The sequence below is a fragment of the Micromonospora jinlongensis genome, assembly GCF_013410645.1.
GTDB lineage: Bacteria > Actinomycetota > Actinomycetes > Mycobacteriales > Micromonosporaceae > Micromonospora > Micromonospora zamorensis.
Genome location: NZ_JACCHK010000001.1, coordinates 3,673,650 through 3,692,022 on the forward strand (window position 1 = coordinate 3,673,650; position 18,373 = coordinate 3,692,022).

The window sequence follows — 18,373 nt, forward strand, 5'->3', positions numbered from 1 at the left end:
GGACCACTCAGGACAGCAGCGCCTCCAGCCGACGGTTCACCGCCGCGAGGGTCGCCCGGACCACCGCCTGCCGGGGATCACCGGCGACCAGAGCCGAGCCGGCGAGCTGCTCGACCCAGCCCTCACAGACGAGCAGTGCCACCACGGTGGCCACCTCGCAGTTGCCGAACGGCACCACCGCCGCGTGCTCGACGAAGCAGCGCCCCCGCTCGGCGTTCTCGGCGCCGCGCAGCAGCTCGTCCACCGCGGCGGCCGCCGCCACCGCGCAGAGCCGCAGCACGTAGCCGTCCACCGCCGGCCCGGTCGCGTACCCGGAGGCGCTGTCGCCCCCGGCCAGCAGCCGGACCTCCACGTTCGCGTCCAGGCCGAAGGTGCTGACCTGCACGTGGTCGATCACCACCCGTGGCCCCGGCGTGCCGCCGGTGTCCAGCGGTCGGGACGGCGCCGACTCCGTCGTGGTCACCTGACCACCGGAGTACGACGTGCCGAGCGTCGCCGGGCTCCCGGTCGCGGCACCGGCCGGCGCGGCCGAGACCGATCCCGGCTCCTCGACCGTGGCGCGGCCTCGGTGCGGGGCGTTCGACCGGCGGCGGCGCGAGATGTCGGTGGCGGGCCTCTGCTCAATGCCTGCCGGCATGGCCTCCACCCGAGCACCCGACGGACGACCGCTCGTCGGTGTCTCGACCGCCCGCACCTCACCGGTACGCGCTTCGGCGCCGGCATCGCGTGCGGTCACGCTCTGCTCCGGGGTACGCCGTTCGGCGGCCCGGGGTTCGGCAACGCGACGGCGAACCGGCGGGGGCGGCGTGCTGGGCAGACCGGGCACGTTCTGCGGGGCGGCGGCCAGCCCCATCCGATCCTGAAGCAGCCGGGCCACCTGTCGGCTCACCTCGGCCGGGTCGGCGCCGTCGGCCAGGTCGAGTCGGAGACTGTGCGCTCCCGCCGGGGTACGACGCAGCGCAGCGTCGCGGACACCGGCCACCTCGCGGACGGCGTCCAGGATCGCGTTGACGTCGAACCCCTCGGGGCGCTCCCGCAACGGGGCTGGCTCGTCGTCCCGACGAAGGTGGGTGGCGATGCGGGCGAGTTCCGGAGTTTCGGCGGGTGGCTCCACAGCTGGCGGCTCCGGCACGACGGGCACGTCCGGTTCTGCGGGGACGCGCTGCGGCAGCACCACCGCTTTCGGGTCCGACTGCCGGGCGTCGTCGGCCGGTTCGGACGACGACGTCGGGTCGGGTGCGGATCGGCGAGCCGCATAGGGGGAGGCGGACGCGGGTCCTGGCCGGTCGTGGGGCTCGGACCCGTTCGTGGCAGGGGGCGGAGTCGATCCCGTCGAGGACGACGTGAGGTCACCGGGTAACGGGGCGTTGGTCGGCGCGGCCGGGCGGTGCGAGTCGACGGGAGACGGGCCGGGCAGGTCTGGCGTCGCCGGGCGGAGCCGGAATGGCGCGGTGGCTGGTCGGATCTCGGGCCGTGGCATGCCCGGGGTCTCGCCGTCGTCACCGCCACGGGGCATGGACGACTGGATCGCCCCCCACGAGGGACGGTCGACGGGGGTGGCGGGGATGCGGCCCTCGGACCAGTCCGGCCGTTCTTCCCGCGCGGTGCTCGCCGGGCTGGTGGGCGGTCCGCCAGCCCAGGTGGGGCGCTCGGCGACCAGGGGCGGGCCCGCCGGAGCCGGTGGCGCCTCGGCCAGCGTGGGAGGTGGCCCGGCTGGCGCCGGCGGCGGCGCATCGGCCGGCGCCGGGCTGGCGGCCCAGGACGGCCGCGACGGCGGCGCACTGGTCGGCGCGGGGTCGGAACCCTCGGCCCAGGACGGCCGGGCCGGCGGGCCACTGGTGGGCTCGGGATCGGCCGCACCACCAGCCCACGACGGGCGGGCCGACGGCGTACCGGTCGATGCCGGGTCCGAACCCCCGGCCCAGGACGGCCGGGCCGGCGGGCCACTGGTGGGCTCGGGATCGGCCGCACCACCAGCCCACGACGGGCGGGCCGACGGCGTACCGGTCGATGCCGGGTCCGAACCCCCGGCCCAGGACGGCCGGGCCGGCGGGCCACTGGTGGGCTCGGAGTCGGCCGCACCGCCAGCCCACGATGGACGGGCCGACGGCGTACCGGTCGATGCCGGGTCGGAACCCCCGGCCCAGGACGGCCGCGCCGGCGGGCCACTGCTGGGCTCGGGATCGGCCGCACCGCCAGCCCAGGACGGCCGGTCGATCCGGGGCGCACGGCTGGCTCCGGACCCGGCCCAGGACGGCCGGTTGGCCGGCGCCCCGCTGGTCGGCGTCGGGCCGCCTGCCCAGGCCGGGCGATCCACGGCCGGTGACGGCGTGCCCGGCGGGACCAACGGCGGCGTGCCTGGTGACGGCACGCCCGGCTCGCTGGTCGGGGGCTGGTCCGGGTCGGCAGCCCGGAGCGGGCGATCGGTGGGCGGGACAGCGGGCGGGGCGGCCCAGGACGGCCGGTCGGCCGGCGGCCCGCTGGTCGGTTCGGCCGAGCGCTCCGGCGCCGCCTCGGACGCGACCTCGCGCCGGACGGGGACGTACCCGCGGGGCGGCTCGGCGCGGACCGGCTCGTACGGGCGGGGTGACTCGGCCCGCACCGGCTCGTACGGCTGGACGGGCTCGGCGACCCAACCCGGCGCGGACTCGTCCCTGGTCGGCGGGGCAGCCGGCTCGTCGTCCTGACGGGACCAGGGCGGTGCCCAGCCGCCGCCCCAACTCGGGCGGTTCCAGCTCGGCCCCGACCAGTCCGGCTCGATGGCCGACGATTCCCCGGCCCGGTGCGTTTCTCCCGGGCGGGGGCCTTCGCCGGCGCGAGCCGGCTCGGTCGCGTCGGCGTGCCCGGCCGGCCCCGAGGTGCGTCCCGGTGCTGCCTGGTGCTCCGGAGCGAGCGGGTCCCGCCGGTCGCGGGACCCGGCGGCCGGTGGGTCCTCGGCGGCCAGTCGCTCGGCGTTGGGCGCGTGGAGGCCGGGCGGCACCTCGAAACCCGACGCGGCGGTGCCGACGGGCGGCACCTGGACGGCAGGCGGCGCAGACGTGGGCAGCCCGGGCTCGGCCCAGCGGGCGCGGTGCGCGGCGGTCGGATCGGCGGCTGGGCCGTCGGGCTCGTCGACTCCCTGCTCCACACGCGGGACGGGACGTTGGGCGGGCACCACCAGCCGGTCACTGGCCGACTCGGGGCGGCCCTCGACGGGCAGCCCCGGGGGTGCGCTCACCGGCGTGGGACGTCCCACTGTCGGTTCGAGGCCCGGGCGACGGACGCCGTTGGCGTCATCGGGATGGTGCACACCGTTGGCGTGGTGGCCGTTGACCCGGGTCGGCGGATCGAGGTCACCCGGCAGCCCGGCCAGCGGCGACGGCAGGTCTCCATGCCTGGTGGAGGAGGTACGCCAGCCGGACGCGGGGTCCGGCTGCCAACGCGGCGCCTGCTCCCGGACATCCTCGTGATCGGCGGCTCGCGGCCACCCACCCGCCGGGGGTGCCCACCCACTGACGGAACGGCTCGGGTCGTCGTGCTGACCCGCTCCGTCACCGTGCTCTCCCGGGGTAGCGGCTCCGGGTTGACCTGTTTCACTCACCGCGCGCTCCTTGGTCGCCCCCGCTGAGGCTACCGTGTGCCGAGAGTGGCGATAAGTTACAGCGGCGGGCCATTTCCACGACGGTGATCGCGGGCCTCGCCCGGTCTGGGGGGAAAATGCCGGCTCGTACGGAGAACTCGGAGGAACCCATGACCGCTGCGGGCAACGGTGCACAGACCGCGGGACGGCCCACCCGCCTGCCCCGCTCCGCGCGCCGTAAGCAGCTTCTCGCTGCGGCGCAGGAGGTGTTCGTCGCACAGGGCTACCACGCCGCCGCGATGGACGACATCGCCGAGCGGGCCGGGGTTTCGAAGCCCGTGCTCTACCAACACTTTCCCGGAAAGATGGATCTCTACCTGGCGTTGCTCGACACGCACTGTGACGCCATCGTCGCTCAGGTGCAGGACGCGATGCGCGGCACCAGCGACAACAAGGAACGGGTCAGCGCGTCGGTGCGGGCGTACTTCGACTTCGTCGACCACGAGAGCGAGGCGTTCCGGCTCGTCTTCGAGTCGGACCTGCGCAACGACCCGGCGGTGCGGCAACGGGTGGAGCGGGTCGAGCAGGGCTGCATCGCGGCAATCACCGACACCATCATCTCGGACACCGGCGTGAGCCGGTCGCACGCCGAGTTGCTCGCCTCCGGGCTGGTCGGCGCCGCGGAGACGGCCGCGCAGTTCTGGCTGGCCGGTGGCCGGCAGGTGCCGAAGGCGGAGGCCGAAGCGCTGGTGGCCGCGCTGTCGTGGCGGGGCATCGCGAGCTTCCCGCTGCAAGGTGAGTCAGCCTGACCGCCGACCCCGTGATCGGATAGCCTTCGCAGGGCGGTTCTTTCGCCCCAGTTGAGGAGGCACAGTGGAGGTCAAGATCGGCGTGCAGTACGCGCCGCGTGAGCTGGTAGTAGACAGCGCGCAGTCGCCGGCCGAGATCGAGCAGATCGTGACCGACGCCTTCGCCGGTAACGGCGGCACGCTCTCCCTGACCGACGAGAAGGGCCGACGGGTCATCGTGCCGGTCGAGAAGGTCGCCTACGTCGAGATCGCCGAGGCGTCGCCCCGGGCGGTCGGTTTCACCGTCCGCTGACCGGTCCGGCCATCGCGGCAGGTCGGCGTCGGCCCACCTGCCGCGGGCCGGCACCGGCTTCCCGGGCGGTCAGTTGTTCAGCCCGGCGGCGGCCATCCGTGCGGTGTGCGCGGCGGTGAGCCTGCCGAACAGCCCCGACACGTCGACCCGGTCGCCCCGCGCGATCAGCGCGGTGAGTGCGGCCCGCTCGGCGGCGACCCGGCTCGCCTGGGACAACGCCTCGCCGACCAGCCGTCGCGCCCACATGGAGAGCCGGCCTGCCACCCGGGGGTCGTCGGCGACGGCCACCCGGATCTCCGCCGCGGCGAAGTCCGCGTAACGGGAGTCGTGCAGGACGTCCAGCACCAGCGCCCGGTCCGGTTCTTCCAGCGCGTCGGCGATCTCCCGGATGAAGTCGTCGGTGATGGCGTCCCCGACGTACGCCTTGGTGACCACCTCCGCCCAGTCCCGAGGCTCGGTCGAGTCGTGGTACGCCTGCAACGGCTCAACGTAGGGTGCCATCGCCTCCTCCGGCGGCACTCCCAGCGCGGTGAGTCGGTCGGCGAGACGCTGGTAGTTGGCGATCTCGGCCGCGGCCATCTCGTTCAGCGCGGCCCGGCGGCGCAGGTCGGGGGCGAGCCGGGCGTCACCGGCCATCCGCTCGAAGGCGAGCAGCTCACCGAAGGCGACCAGGCCGAGCAGGTCGGCGACGGCGGGACCGGGGGTGCTCGGCGTGGACACGAGCGCAGGCTACCGGCATCCCACGAGCTGGATTGACGTGACGTAGGTCACATTTCATTGCCCCGCGTGGCGGGTGGCCGGATGGGAATCGGGACGGGGGTATCCCTGTTCAGGTAGCATGGAGCAGTTGCCGTGGGCGCCGATCTGATCGAAGCTCAGCCCGCGGCGCGCGTGCGGCCCGGTCCGGCTCGGCAATCTGCCGCCGACCGTGTGGCCCGCGTCATACCGAACGCGCCCTGAGGACATGACGGGCGCACCCACGAGAGGGCACCCCCACATCCACATGAGCGAGCTGACTCAAGATTTGATGGGCGGCCAGGAACTGGCCCCCACTGCCCCGGTTCGACCGGAGGCCCCCACGTTCGCCGCACTCGGCGCCCGCGCCGAGACCGTCGAGGCCCTGGCCGCGGCGGGCATCACCCGCGCCTTCGCCATCCAGGAGTACGCGATTCCGATCGCGCTGCGCGGCGTCGACCTGATCGGTCAGGCGCCCACCGGCACCGGCAAGACCCTCGGCTTCGGCGTGCCCCTGTTGGATCGCGTCTTCGCGCCGGGCGAGGGCAGTGACGGCGTCCCCCAGGCGCTGGTCGTCGTCCCCACCCGCGAGCTGGGCATCCAGGTCGCCAAGGACCTCGCCGCCGCCGGCCGGACGCGGGGCGTCCGGGTGCTGCCGATCTACGGCGGCGTGGCGTACGAGCCGCAGATCGACGCACTGCGCAAGGGCGTCGAGATCCTGGTCGGCACCCCGGGCCGGCTGATGGACCTGCAGAAGCAGAAGCACCTCCGTCTGGACCGGGTGCACGCGCTCGTCCTCGACGAGGCCGACCGGATGCTCGACCTGGGCTTCCTCGACGACGTCGAGAAGATCCTCGCGATGCTTCCGGAAGACCGTCAGACGATGCTCTTCTCGGCCACCATGCCGGACCCGATCGTCACCCTGTCCCGGCGCTTCCTGCGCCAGCCGATGACGATCCACGCCGGGCACACCGCCGAGACCGGTCCGTCGCCGCAGACCCAGCAGCTGGTCTACCGCACCCACTCGATGAACAAGGTCGAGGTGGTGGCGCGCATCCTCCAGGCGGAGGGGCGTGGGCTGACCATGATCTTCACCCGCACCAAGCGGGCCGCCGACCGCGTCGCCGAGGACCTCGACTTCCGCGGGTTCGCGGTCGCCGCGGTGCACGGTGACCTCGGCCAGGGTGCACGCGAGCGGGCGCTGCGGGCCTTCCGGGCCGGCAAGATCGACATTCTGGTCGCCACCGACGTGGCAGCCCGAGGGCTGGACGTCACCGGCGTCACCCACGTCATCAACTACGACTGCCCCGAAGACCAGGACACCTACACCCACCGGATCGGTCGTACCGGCCGGGCCGGCGCGACGGGTGTCGCGGTGACCTTCGTCGACTGGGACGACATGCCGCGCTGGCGGATCATCGACAAGACCCTGGGTCTGGAGATGCCGGAGCCGCCGGAGACGTACCACACGTCGCCGCACCTCTACACCGACCTGCACATCCCGACCGAGGTCAGCGGCACCCTGCCGACGGCCGAGCGCACCCGGGCCGGGCTGTCCGCCGAGATCGAAGAGGACCTGGGCGGGACGACGCGCTCCCGTCGGGGCGACAGCGGTGGCGGCCGGAGCCCCCGACGCGGTGAGAGCCGTGGCGAGGGGCGAGGCGAGCGCCGTGGTCGGGGCGACAGCCGCCGCGACCGCTCCGACGCCGGCACGCCGGCCGTGGCCGAGGCACCGGCGATCACCGAGGCTGGCGACACCGCCGACGAAGGCACCCGTACCCCGCGCCGCCGGCGTCGCCGCCGGGCCGGCGAGACGGTCGTGGGCGAGCCGACCGCGGTGATCTCCGCCGATTCTGGCAGTGACGCCGAGCCGGCCGCCGCGTCCGACGGCGAGCCGTCCAAGCCGCGCCGGCGCCGGCGCCGCCGTGGTGGCGGTTCCGGTGCGGGTACGCCGGCCGAGGCGACCGCGGACTGACCCACAGCCACACCTGACATCCCCCGCACCGCCTCGCGCGGTACGGGGGATGTTCCCTTCCCACCCCACCTGCCGAAGATGGAACGATGCCGGAACCACTGGATGTTGCCCTGACCGAGGTGCGGGCGCTGCTGCTCGACCCCGCGCTGACCCGGGCGGTCGCCGCCGGACGACGCCGTGGGCGCCATCCCGTGGTGGCTCGAGCCGAACTGCGGCCGGTGCGGCTCAAGGCCGGCCCGCGACTGCAGATCGCCACCTCCGACGGCACGCGCCCGTACACCCGTAACGTCGCCCCCGGTCCGGAGACGATCCAGGCGATCGACGAGCTGCTGGCCGAACCGTTCGGCAACTGGCACGTGGAGACGGCCGACGCGACGCTCCAACTCCGGGTGACCAAGTCCGGCGAGGCGCAGGTGCACCGCGCCGCGACGTCCCGCCCGGTGGCCACGCCGAGCGGGAACGACCGGACGAAGGAATACCTGCTCGACCCCGGTGACCCGATCTTCGCCGAGATCGGTGGCTCGGCGGCCAAACGCCGCCAGGTGGACGCGTTCCTGCGTGCCCTGGCCGCGACCCTGCCCGACGAGCTGACCGGTTCGCTGCGGGTGGTCGATCTCGGCTGCGGCAACGCGTACCTGACGTTCGCGGCGTACCGCTACCTGGCGAGTCGAGGGCTCGACGTCCAACTGGTCGGCGTGGACGTCCGGGAGGACCAGCGGCGGCGCAACACCGAACTGGCGCAGCGGCTCGGCTGGGCCGACCAGATCAGCTTTGTCGCCGGCACGATCGCTGACGCCGTCGTCGACCCCGCACCCGACCTGGTGCTGGCGCTGCACGCCTGCGACACGGCCACGGACGAGGCGTTGGCCCGCGCGGTGCGCTGGGAGGCCCGCTGGGTGCTGGCCGCGCCGTGCTGCCACCACGACCTGGCGAAGCAGCTCCGCGCCCACCCCACCCCGGCACCGTACGAGCTGCTGACCCGGCAGGGCATCCTGCGCGAGCGCTTCGCCGACGTGCTCACCGACGCACTGCGCGCCGGGTTGTTGCGGGTGCACGGGTACCGGGCCGAGGTGGTGGAGTTCGTGGACTCCCAGCACACGCCACGCAACCTGCTGATCCGTGCCCGCCGCACCGGCAGCGAGGCCAGCGAACAGCAGAACGCGGAGTACCGCGAGCTGGTGGACCAGTGGCAGGTCACACCCCGACTGGAGACCCTGCTCTCCGCCGCCGAGGAGGCCGCCGCCTAGCGACGGCGATCGCTGCCGCCACTGCGGTCCCGGGCGCCGTTGCGCTGGCTGACCCGCTCACCGTCGCCCGGGACGGTCGGGAAGGGTACGACCTTTCCCGCGCTCTCGGCGTTGCCGGCGGCGGCGAAGGCGTTCCAGGAGATGTCCACCAGCAGCTTCTTGGTCTCGGCGTGCCGGATGGCCGCGCTCTGCTGCAACGCCATCCGGGCACCCAGCACGACCGCGACCAGCGTGGTGGTGATCGCGCCGGTGGCGGCCAGCACCTGGAGACCCGTCGCGGAACTGGTGCGGAGCACCAGCACCAGCAGCCAGATCCAGAACCCGGCAGCGAAGACGCCGGCCTTGGCAACGAAGAACAGGCTCACCGCACCGGGCTGGTACGGCTGGGGGCGGCTCGGTTCGGCCATGGTGCTCCTCGGGCGGTGGTGCGGTCGGACGCGGCAGACGCAGGCCATGCGGGGACGGGCACCGAGCTTAGTGGAAGAACGATGGTGATCGCTTGATGCAATTTTCGATTGGCCTCATGCTGTCGCGGAAAAGTCTCGTCCACGGGACAGATTGTGCGGTCAGTCAATTGTTTCCGGCCGTGGGCGTACTACCCTCGGAAAGGCGCATCGTCCCGGTGCGGCAAGGGGGAAAGACACACAGGGATGGGATCAGCCGAGGTATCACCGCAGATGGCCTTCGCCCGCTTCGTCCGGCGCGCCATCGATGACGCTCGTGACGAACGTGGCTGGACCGTGACCGATCTTGCCTCGCACACGGGCGTGGGACGCTCCACCGTGTTCCGCTGGCTGGCGGGTGACTGGCAGGATTATCCCGAGCTGGCCAAGGTGCGCGGCTTCTGCGCCGCACTGGACCTACCGGTCGCTGCCGCGTTCCGCGCGCTCGGGCTGCCCGACGCAGGCCCCACCCCCCGTCGACGCCATGACGACGGCCCCGTCGAAGCGGACGTCCGCGCCATCCTGGACCGGCTGGCCGACCCGACGGTCCCCGCCGAGGAGAAGCACCACATCCGCGACCTGCTCCGCTACCTGGCCCGCCGCCCCATCCGCCGCGCCGGCTAACCCCATCCCACCCGCACCCCCCGCACCCCCCGCCCCCACCCCCCGCACGCCCGCGTTGATCATGAAGTTATTGCCGCGACACGCCGCAGCGCGAGGCAATAACTTCATGATCAACGGGATCGGGCCGGGGCGGGGGTGGGTTAGGGGACCGTGAGGGTGAACTCGGCGGTGTGGACTTCGGTTCCTACCTGGAAGTCCAGGTACAGGCGGTAGCGGCCGGGGCCGGGGGTGGTCAGCCAGAACTTGATCTGGCCGTCCACGAGCTCCGGTTCCGGGTGCACGTGCAGGTAGCCGAGGTCGCCCTCGCGCAACGCCACCAGATGCCCGTACGCCCCGAGGTACCGCTCCAGCGGGGCGGCGCCGCCAGCACCGTCGACCCGGAACGTCAGCGGCACTGTCGCCCCCGCCTGCGGGGTGCCCTGGTAGCCGACCGTGAACTGGTCCACCGTCGTCGAGGGGGCCGGACCGGGCAGCGGACGAGGCTGGTAGTCACCGGGCACGACCAGGTCCGCGCCGAGGGTCACCGCGGTCTGCGCGCCGTTGTCGGCGACGACGGTGAAATCGGCGTACGCGCGCCAGACCCCGGGCTGCGCGAGGGTCAACGGCACCGACCAGGTGCCGTCCGCCGCCATGGTCGGGTGCAGGTGCTGGTAACCGGTCAGGTCCCGGCGGACGACGATGAGGTGCATCGGCTTGTCGTGCACGACGGCGAAGCGGGTGACGGGCCGGCGCTGCACGTCGCGCACCTGGAAGCGGAGCTGACCGGGGCGGCCGGCCGGGAACTCGGTCGTCAGGGGCGCCAGGGTGAACCCGGCCGAGCTGACCGCCAGACCGCCCGGCTCGGTGGCCGCGCCCTGATCGGTGCTCGTGGCGCTGCCGTGGTTGTGCGGCCCGATCCCCGGTGGGTCGGTGTGATCGGCGGCCAACGACGGGCTGCCGGTGGCGGTGCCTGTGGTGTTCATCCGGCCGAGGCCGAAACCGAGCAGCACCGCCAGCACCAGCCCACCGACCACCAGCGCCAGCCGGAGCGTGCTCCGGTCCGGCGCGGCGGAGACCTGGTCAGGCACCGCCGACGCCCAGCAGGTGGCCCGCCTCGTCGACGGTGGTCCTACCCGTGCCGTCGTGCGCGCGGTTGACGGGCTGCTGGTCGGTCATACCGCCCACGGTACCGCCGCGTCGGGGCGGCCCAGGCCGACGTCCGGACGGCGTGGCGACGGTCGCATTCGACGCCGCCCGGGAACTTTCCCACCCGACCGGCGCAGACCGCCCCGCAGCGCCGAATAACGCCCTCGACCAGGCACGGACGACGCCCCGAACCCGAGCAGCGCCGAGGACCCGCCCGGCGACCGACGCGAGGGGCGGCGGGTCACCCGGCGACGGCGAGGGCGAGCGGGAGCACGTCGGGCGCGCCGGCCCGCCGCAGGGCCCGGGCCACCAGCGTCATCGTCCAACCCGAGTCGATCAGGTCGTCGACGAGCAGCACCGGGCCGTCCAGGCCGGCCAGGGCGTCCGCCAGGTCGGTCGGCACGGTGAAGGTGTCGTGCAGCGCGCGTACCCGTTGGGCGCTGTTGCCGCGCGGCCCGGCCGGACCGCCCGGACCGGCCGGGATGACCTCGCCGAGCAGCGGCAGCCGGCCCACGGCGGCGATCCGCTCGGCGAGCGACCCGACCAGCCGGGGCCGTCGCCGCGAACCGACCGCGACCACCCCCACCGGCCGGCGGGGCCACGGGTCGTCGCCGTGCGCCCACGCCTTCAACACCTCCACCACCGCGCCGACCACGTCGTCGGGCACCGGCGCGTCCGGCGCCTCCGGGCCGACGAGATCACGCAACCGGCCACCCCAACCGAGGTCCGAGAGGCGCCCGACGGCACGGCCCGGCAACGCCTGCTCCGCGGGGGCGATCCGGCCCTTGAGGGGTACGCCCACCGCGTCCAACCCGGTCGGCCAGAGCTTCTTCGGGGCGATCTCCACGCCGGGGCGGCCCAGGAAGGTCTGCGCGGCGGCGAGCGCGGCTGTCGACACGTCGGCGGAGAAGAGCGGGTCGGCGCACCTGTCGCACCGGCCGCAGTCGGTCGCCCCGGTGTCGTCCAGGCGTTCCCGTAGATACCGCATCCGGCATTCGGACGTGGTCGCGTACTCCCGCATGGCCTGTTGCTCGACGGTGCGCGCCTCGGCGACGCGGCGCAACCGGGCCTCGTCGTAGACCCAGGGCTCGCCGGTGGCGAGCCATCCACCGCGCACCCGGCGGACCGCGCCGTCCACGTCGAGCACCTTGAGCATCAGCTCCAGGCGGGTACGGCGCAGGTCGACGAGCGGTTCGAGGGCCTGGGTGGAGAGCGGGCGGTCGGGGTGCAGGGCGGCCAGCACGGCGCGCACCTGCTGCTCGGGTGGGAACGCCAGCGAGGCGAAGTATCGCCAGATGGCGGCGTCCTCGACGCCGGGCAGCAGCAGCACCTCGGCGTGCTCGACGGCGCGGCCGGCGCGGCCGACCTGCTGGTAGTACGCGATCGGCGAGGGCGGCGCGCCGAGGTGGACGACGAAACCCAGGTCAGGCTTGTCGAAGCCCATGCCGAGGGCGCTCGTCGCGACCAACGCCTTGATCTTGTTGTCGAGCAGGTCCTGCTCGGCGGCGCGCCGGTCGGCGTCGTCGGCCTGCCCGGTGTACGACGCCACCGGGTAGCCCCGGGAGCGCAGGAACTCGGCCGTCTCCCCCGCTGCCGCGACGGTCAGCGTGTAGACGATGCCCGAGCCGGGGAGCTGATCGAGGTGGTCGGCGAGCCAGGCCAGCCGGTGTGCCGGGCTGGGCAGGTCGAGGACCCCGAGGCGCAGCGACTCGCGGTCCAGGGTGCCGCGCAGGATGAGGGCGTCGCCCAACTGCTCCGCCACGTCCTGGGTGACCCGCGAGTTGGCGGTGGCGGTGGTCGCCAGCACCGGGGTGCGCTCGGGCAGCTCGGCGAGGAAGGTGCGCAGCCGCCGGTAGTCCGGCCGGAAGTCGTGCCCCCAGTCGGAGACGCAGTGTGCCTCGTCGACCACCAGCAGCCCGGTGGTGGCGGCCAGCTTCGGCAGCACCCCGTCGCGGAAGTCCGGGTTGTTGAGGCGTTCCGGGCTGATCAGCAGCACGTCCACGGCACCGGTCTGGATCTCCGCGGTGATCTCGTCCCACTCGTCGAGGTTCGCCGAGTTGATCGTGCGGGCCCGGATGCCGGCCCGGGCCGCCGCCTCGACCTGGTTACGCATCAGCGCCAGCAGCGGCGAGACGATGACGGTCGGGCCGTGCTCCCCGCGCTCACGCAGCAGTGCGGTGGCCACGAAGTAGACCGCCGACTTGCCCCAACCGGTCCGCTGCACACAGAGCACCCGTCGCCGGTCGACGACCAGTGCCTCGATGGCCCGCCACTGGTCCTCACGCAGGCGGGCGTGGTCACCGGCCAGCCGGCGCAGCACCGCCTCAGCCCGCTCCCGCACCCCTGCCCGCTCTGCTGTCTCCACCCGGCATTTCTACCAGCGCCGTCCGTCATCCCCCTGTTGATCAAGAGGTTTGCGTCACTATTCGGCCGGATTCTGACGCAAACCTCTTGATCAACGGGGTTATCGGCGGGGGCGGAGGGTGCGGGTCAGGTGGGACAGGCGGGGGGCCAGGCTCGTGAGGCCTCCTGGGAAGAAGTAGACGGCCAGGATGAAGACCGTGCCCAGGACGAACAGCGGCTGGCTCAACGGGTGGCTGAGGACGGCCGGGAGGTTGTCCACCGCGTCGCTCGTGCCGAACGCGGTGAGCCGGTGGTCCAGGTACATGTAGAGGACGCCGCCGAGCACCGGCCCCCACCGGGTGCCCGGCCCGCCGAGCACCACCATGACCAGCAGCGACAGGGTCAGCTCAGACGACGTGATGTGCGGCGACGCGCCGCCGACGATCAGGACGTAGACCACCCCGCCCGCCGACGCCAGCCCGCCGGCAAGGGTGAACGCCACCAGCTTGTAGCGGTACGGGTCCAGCCCGAGCACACCGATCCGCCGCTCGTCGTCACGCAGCCCGGCGAGCACCCGACCGGTCGGGGAACCGCTCACCCGGTGCACCACGAAGACCACCAGCGTCAGGTACGCGAGCGCCAGCCAGTACAGGTTGACCGTGTTCGTCACCCCCACCAGCCCGGCGGGCAGCCCGGACACGTCCAGCGGCAGACCTTCCTCGCCGCCGGTGAGCCCACCGAAGTCCCGGGCCACCAGGATCGCGCCGACCTGGGCGAAGGCCAACGTGACCATGGCGAACGCGATACCCACGGTGCGCAGCGCCACCGCGCCGAGCAGCGCGGCGAGGATCGTCCCGCCCGTGATGGTCAGCAAAGCCGCCTGCCACAGCGGCAGACCGGCCCGGGTGATGAGGATGTCGGTGCCGTACACACCGGCCGCGAAGTACAGCGCGTGCCCGAAGGAGAGCATGCCGGTCCGGCCGAAGAGCAGGTCGTACCCGGCCGCCAGGCCACCGAAGATCAGGCAGATGGCGAGCAGTTGCAGGGTGCCGGGCGAGTTGACCGGCCCTTCGAAGATCCCCGGCAGGGAGATCGTCGAGTACGGCAGGATCGCCAGCACGACCAGCGCGACCAGCGGCAGGAACGGGCGGACCCGGTGCCACCGCCCCCGCTGCGGGGTCAACTCGTCGGGCACCTGCGCGGGAGGCGCGTCGATCACCGTCATGCCGTTGCCACCTTTCCGGCGATGCCCTGCGGGCGCAGCAGCAGCACCACGGCCAGCAGCCCGACCACGCAGATGTCGCCCAGCCCGGACGTGCCGTAGTAGTTGACGAACTGCTGCACCAGGCCGACCACGACCGCCGCGTACGCGGAGCCGACCACCGAGCCCATCCCGCCGATCACCACCACGATGAACGCGAAGATCAGCAGCGAGCTGCCCTGACCGGGCGAGACGGTGCCGAAGTAGACCCCGCCGAGCGCACCGGCGAGGGCGGCGGCCGCCCCACCGATCGCGAAGACCAGCGTGAACGCCTTGCGTACGTCGATGCCGAGGGCGGTCACCATCTCCCGGTTCTCCACCCCAGCGCGGATCACCAGGCCGTACCGGGTCCAGCGCAGGAACGCCAGGATCGCGCCGAGCACCAGCACCGCCGCGATGATCAGCAGCAGGCCGCCGTTGGGCACCTGCGCGCCGAGGATCCCGGTCACCTGCCGAGTCCAGTCGGGACGCGGGAACGGGCGTGCGTCCGCACCCCAGGTGGCCTGCAACAACGCCACCCCGGCCAGGGACAGACCGACGGTCACCAGCACCTGCTCGATGGTGCGGGAGTACAGCGGTCGGATCAGCACCAGCTCGACCAGGATCGCGACCAGCGTGCCGGCGGCCACCCCGAAGGCAACAGCGAGCACGAAGCCGAACCCGTCGGAGCCCGCGCCCGGCAGGTTGCCCGCCGCCCACCAGGTGCCGTACGCGCCCACGCCGAGGAACAGCCCGTGGGCGAAGTTGAGCACGTCGGCCAGACCGAAGACCAGGGACAGGCCCGACGCGACCAGGAAGTACAGCGCCGCCAGGCCCAGCCCGGTCAACGCCAACAGGATCACGGTCCCCATCAGTGGGACACCTCCGCCGAGCCGACACCCAGCAACGACTTGGTCAGCGCCGTCTCCAACAACAGCTCACGGGCGTCGCCGGTCCAGGCCACCTTGCCGGCGGCCAGCACCACCGCGTCGCGGGCCAGTCGGCGTACGACGGCCAGGTTCTGCTCGACGAGCAGCACCGGCACCGACTCCGCGACCCGTTCCAACACCTCGGCCACCTCGGTCACCACCTTCGGCGCCAACCCCTTGGTCGGCTCGTCGACCAGCAGCAGCCGGTTGTCGTTGAGCAGCACCCGCCCGATCGCGAGCATCTGCTGCTGCCCACCGGAGAGCGAACCCGCCCGTTGCCGTCCGCGCCGGTCCAGCTCCGGGAAGAGCGCGAAGACCTTGTCGTACGCCGGGGTGGTGCCGCGCCGCTCGGCGAGCCGCAGGTTCTCGGCGACGGTGAGGCCGGCGAACACGTCTCGGTCCTCGGGCACGTAGCCGAGCCCACCGCGGACCAGCCGGTGCGTGCGCTGGGCCAGCAGGCTCTGCGCACCCATCCGGATGGTGCCGCGGACCTCCCCGGCAGGTGGGGTGAGGCCGACGATCGCGCGCAACGTGGTGGTCTTGCCGACGCCGTTGCGACCGAGCAGGACGGTCACGCCGGTCGGGGCGACCGCGAAGGACACCCCCTGGAGGATGTGCAGCCCGGAGATCCGGACCGACAGGTCCTCCACAGTGAGGATCGGTTCGTTCACAGCGACTCCCCCAGGTAGGCCTCTTGCACCGTGGGGTTGGCCATCACCGTCTCCGGGGTGTCGCAGGCCAGCAGCGCGCCGTGGTGCATGACGGCGATCCGGTCGGCCAACTCCAGGATGACGTCCATGTGGTGCTCGACCATCAGCACCGCCCGGCTGCTGTCGCCGGTCAGCGACTTGATGACGGCCACCAGTTCGGGGATGTCCTCGGCGCTGACGCCGGCCATCGGTTCGTCCAGCAGCATCACCCGCGGCTCACCGGCGAGCAGCAGGGCGATCTCCAACTTGCGCTTCTCGCCGTGGGCCAGGGTGCCGGCGAGTGCCGTACCCCGGTGGGCGAGGCCGACCCGGTCGAGCGCCGCGTCGGCGGCGGCGGCGACCTCCCGGTCAGCCGCCGCCCGCCGCCACAGTGCCATCGAGCCCCCGCGGTGCGCCTGCACGGCGAGCCGGACGTTCTCCCGCACGCTGAGCGAGCCGAAGACCGAGGACGCCTGGAAGGTACGGCCCAGTCCGAGGCGGGCCCGCCGGTGCGGCGGGAGCGCCCCGATGTCCTGCCCGTCCAGAACTATCCGGCCCTCCGTGGCCCGGCGCAGGCCAGTGATCAGGTTGAACAGTGAGGTCTTGCCGGCGCCGTTCGGCCCGATCACGCCCAGGAACTCCCCGGGCGCGAGGTCGAGGTAGACGCTGTCGACGATGGCGACCTCACCGATCCGCCAGGTCAGACCGCGGGTGGCGAGCATGGGTCAGCCCTTCATGGCCACGGCCGGTGGCGCGGACTCGTCACCGGTGAGGCTCTTCTGCGCGGTGGCCGTGAACTCGGTGCCGCTGCCGGTCAGCTTGGCCTGGAACATCGGCTGGAGCAGCGCGTGGTCGGCGGCCCGGATGGTCATCTTGCCCTTGACCCCGTCGAAGCTCCAGCCCTCCAGGGCGGTGACCATCTTGTCGACGTCGTCCCCGCCCTCCTGCGCCGCGCGGACCACCATCTGGGCGGCGGCGAAGCCGTCCGGGTGGAACAGGTCGGTGGTGGTGACCTTCGCCTTCAGCGCCTTGCTGGCCTCGGTGTCGCTGGCACCGTCGAAGTAGTGCGACAGGAAGGAGATCTTGGCGCCGGCGGTGCCGAAGGTCTGCCACGAGGCGCGGATGTCCAGGCCGGTGACGACAGTGGTGGACGCGAGCACGCCCTGCTGGTCGAGGGTCTGCCACATCGCCGGGGCGGTGGTGCCCGCCCAGGCCACGAACAGCAGGTCCGGCTTCGCCGCCTTGATCTGGCTGGCGAACGGGGTGAACTCGGTGGCGCTGGCCGGGGCCCGGACACTGCTCACGGTGGCGCCCGCGCTGCCGATGACGGCCTTGACAGCTGCCTCGTTGGCGTCGCCGAACGCGCCGTCCTGGGCGAAGACCACGACCTTCTTGCCGGCCGGGTCGCCGATGAACGACTTGGCGGTCACCACGTCCTGGTAGGACTGCCGGCCGGAGCGGAACGTGTACTTGTTCGCGCCGGTCACCGCGTCGGTGGCGGCCGGGCCGGAGATGAACAGGACCTTGTTCTGCGCGGCGATCGGCGCGACCTGGAGCGCCACGCCCGAGGCGGTGGAACCGGCGATGATCTTCGTGCCCTTGCCGATCAGGTCCTTCGCGGCGGAGACCGCCTTGGCCGGGTCGCCCGCGTCGTCGACCTCGGTCAACTCGATCTTCCGGTCACCGACCTTGCCGGTGCCCTTGGTGGCGAAGTCCAGCCCCGCCTTGAAACCCTCGATGTACTGCTTTCCGTAGCTGGCCAGGGCACCCGACTGGGAGTACACCAGGCCGACCTTGACCGGCGCGGCGTTGTCGCCGCCGCCGGTGGCGGTGTCCTGCGGGCTACCACAGGCCGTGGCGGCCAGCGCCGCGGCCATCATCGTGGCGGCGGAGAGGAACACCCGCCGCGTCGTCCGGACCGTCATTGCGACTCCACATGAGGACTCGGAGGGAGAGAACTTCTTCGTGACGGCTCACGCTAGAAGTGACGTCACCCACGAGCTATGTGGCGGAAACACACAAGTAACAGGAATGAGGTGGCCGGGGGTTACAACGGGCCGCACGGTCACCGGAGAGCCGGCGCTCCCGGTGGCCTGAACCTCCACGGACCACCCGAGGTCTGTGTCGCCTCGCCCCATCTGCCCCGATCGGTCAACCACAGGGGCCGTCGTGGGCCGCCGCGCTGCACGCTCGAAGATCGTGCTCGATCGTGGTTGTAGTGGCATCGAACTCGCGGCGATGCCACTACATCCTGGATCCAGCGTGATCTTGCGTTGGCCCGCCGTCCGGGTGGCGGACGGCGGGCCAGCGGTGGGCCGGGCGTGATCGGCCCGGCGGTCGGCTCGGAGCGGATCAGCTCCGGG

15 protein-coding genes are annotated in these 18,373 nt (G+C 72.9%); 5 read left to right on the forward strand and 10 right to left on the reverse strand.

The window, feature by feature from the left end:
- Positions 1-7 precede the first annotated feature (7 nt).
- Complete coding sequence (locus tag HNR22_RS16215) at positions 8-2,218, reverse strand: hypothetical protein (RefSeq protein ID WP_425488104.1); 2,211 nt, start codon at positions 2,216-2,218, stop codon at positions 8-10.
- A gap of 1,511 nt (positions 2,219-3,729) precedes the next feature.
- Here HNR22_RS16215 and HNR22_RS16220 point away from each other — a divergent pair.
- Positions 3,730-4,368, forward strand: a complete 639-nt coding sequence (locus HNR22_RS16220; RefSeq protein ID WP_179781070.1) for a TetR/AcrR family transcriptional regulator — start codon at positions 3,730-3,732, stop codon at positions 4,366-4,368.
- A gap of 64 nt (positions 4,369-4,432) precedes the next feature.
- Complete coding sequence (locus HNR22_RS16225) at positions 4,433-4,660, forward strand: DUF3107 domain-containing protein (protein ID WP_179781071.1); 228 nt, start codon at positions 4,433-4,435, stop codon at positions 4,658-4,660.
- A 69-nt stretch (positions 4,661-4,729) separates the two neighbouring features.
- Here the strand turns inward: HNR22_RS16225 and HNR22_RS16230 are convergent, their stop codons facing one another.
- Positions 4,730-5,380, reverse strand: a complete 651-nt coding sequence (locus HNR22_RS16230; RefSeq protein WP_179781072.1) for a ferritin-like fold-containing protein — start codon at positions 5,378-5,380, stop codon at positions 4,730-4,732.
- Positions 5,381-5,663: 283 nt separating this feature from the next.
- Here HNR22_RS16230 and HNR22_RS16235 point away from each other — a divergent pair, with 283 nt between their 5' ends.
- Positions 5,664-7,370, forward strand: coding sequence for a DEAD/DEAH box helicase (locus HNR22_RS16235; RefSeq protein WP_179781073.1), 1,707 nt, complete (start codon positions 5,664-5,666; stop codon positions 7,368-7,370).
- A gap of 86 nt (positions 7,371-7,456) precedes the next feature.
- The gene (locus tag HNR22_RS16240; RefSeq protein WP_179781074.1) at positions 7,457-8,617 is read left to right on the forward strand and encodes a class I SAM-dependent methyltransferase; all 1,161 of its coding nucleotides are present in this window, start codon (positions 7,457-7,459) and stop codon (positions 8,615-8,617) included.
- Here the strand turns inward: HNR22_RS16240 and HNR22_RS16245 are convergent.
- A complete protein-coding gene (locus tag HNR22_RS16245) occupies positions 8,614-9,024 on the reverse strand; it encodes a hypothetical protein (RefSeq protein WP_179781075.1) in 411 nt (136 codons plus the stop codon). The genes HNR22_RS16240 and HNR22_RS16245 overlap by 4 nt on opposite strands.
- A gap of 243 nt (positions 9,025-9,267) precedes the next feature.
- On the opposite strand from HNR22_RS16245, the gene HNR22_RS16250 reads away from it, so the two are divergent.
- Positions 9,268-9,684, forward strand: coding sequence for a helix-turn-helix domain-containing protein (locus tag HNR22_RS16250; protein WP_088950292.1), 417 nt, complete (start codon positions 9,268-9,270; stop codon positions 9,682-9,684).
- Between the two features lie 140 nt (positions 9,685-9,824).
- Here HNR22_RS16250 and HNR22_RS16255 read toward each other — a convergent pair whose 3' ends face one another.
- The 7 genes from HNR22_RS16255 to HNR22_RS16285 form a co-directional block, all read right to left on the reverse strand.
- Positions 9,825-10,751 (reverse strand): hypothetical protein, encoded by a 927-nt coding sequence (locus tag HNR22_RS16255; RefSeq protein WP_179781076.1) that lies wholly within the window; start codon positions 10,749-10,751, stop codon positions 9,825-9,827.
- 299 nt (positions 10,752-11,050) lie between these two features.
- On the reverse strand, positions 11,051-13,174 hold the full coding sequence (locus HNR22_RS16260; protein WP_343059835.1) for a RecQ family ATP-dependent DNA helicase: 2,124 nt from the start codon (positions 13,172-13,174) through the stop codon (positions 11,051-11,053).
- A 99-nt stretch (positions 13,175-13,273) separates the two neighbouring features.
- A complete protein-coding gene (locus HNR22_RS16265) occupies positions 13,274-14,377 on the reverse strand; it encodes a branched-chain amino acid ABC transporter permease (protein ID WP_179781077.1) in 1,104 nt (367 codons plus the stop codon).
- The gene (locus HNR22_RS16270) at positions 14,374-15,264 is read right to left on the reverse strand and encodes a branched-chain amino acid ABC transporter permease (protein ID WP_088950297.1); all 891 of its coding nucleotides are present in this window, start codon (positions 15,262-15,264) and stop codon (positions 14,374-14,376) included. The genes HNR22_RS16265 and HNR22_RS16270 overlap by 4 nt, the downstream gene beginning before the upstream one ends.
- Positions 15,264-15,992, reverse strand: a complete 729-nt coding sequence (locus HNR22_RS16275; RefSeq protein ID WP_179781078.1) for an ATP-binding cassette domain-containing protein — start codon at positions 15,990-15,992, stop codon at positions 15,264-15,266. The genes HNR22_RS16270 and HNR22_RS16275 overlap by 1 nt, the downstream gene beginning before the upstream one ends.
- The gene (locus tag HNR22_RS16280) at positions 15,989-16,732 is read right to left on the reverse strand and encodes an ABC transporter ATP-binding protein (RefSeq protein WP_179781079.1); all 744 of its coding nucleotides are present in this window, start codon (positions 16,730-16,732) and stop codon (positions 15,989-15,991) included. The genes HNR22_RS16275 and HNR22_RS16280 overlap by 4 nt, the downstream gene beginning before the upstream one ends.
- Positions 16,733-16,735: 3 nt before the next feature.
- The gene (locus HNR22_RS16285; protein WP_179781080.1) at positions 16,736-17,935 is read right to left on the reverse strand and encodes a substrate-binding domain-containing protein; all 1,200 of its coding nucleotides are present in this window, start codon (positions 17,933-17,935) and stop codon (positions 16,736-16,738) included.
- Between the last annotated feature and the right edge of the window lie 438 nt (positions 17,936-18,373).

Bases quoted from the DNA above. Each gene is read 5' to 3' on its own strand.
- HNR22_RS16280 (WP_179781079.1), bottom strand. From the start codon at position 16,732: ATGCTCGCCACCCGCGGTCTGACCTGGCGGATCGGTGAGGTCGCCATC.
- HNR22_RS16285 (WP_179781080.1), bottom strand. From the start codon at position 17,935: ATGACGGTCCGGACGACGCGGCGGGTGTTCCTCTCCGCCGCCACGATG.
- HNR22_RS16235 (WP_179781073.1), top strand. From the start codon at position 5,664: ATGAGCGAGCTGACTCAAGATTTGATGGGCGGCCAGGAACTGGCCCCC.
- HNR22_RS16250 (WP_088950292.1), top strand. From the start codon at position 9,268: ATGGGATCAGCCGAGGTATCACCGCAGATGGCCTTCGCCCGCTTCGTC.
- HNR22_RS16240 (WP_179781074.1), top strand. From the start codon at position 7,457: ATGCCGGAACCACTGGATGTTGCCCTGACCGAGGTGCGGGCGCTGCTG.
- HNR22_RS16270 (WP_088950297.1), bottom strand. From the start codon at position 15,264: ATGGGGACCGTGATCCTGTTGGCGTTGACCGGGCTGGGCCTGGCGGCG.
- HNR22_RS16265 (WP_179781077.1), bottom strand. From the start codon at position 14,377: ATGACGGTGATCGACGCGCCTCCCGCGCAGGTGCCCGACGAGTTGACC.
- HNR22_RS16245 (WP_179781075.1), bottom strand. From the start codon at position 9,024: ATGGCCGAACCGAGCCGCCCCCAGCCGTACCAGCCCGGTGCGGTGAGC.
- HNR22_RS16220 (WP_179781070.1), top strand. From the start codon at position 3,730: ATGACCGCTGCGGGCAACGGTGCACAGACCGCGGGACGGCCCACCCGC.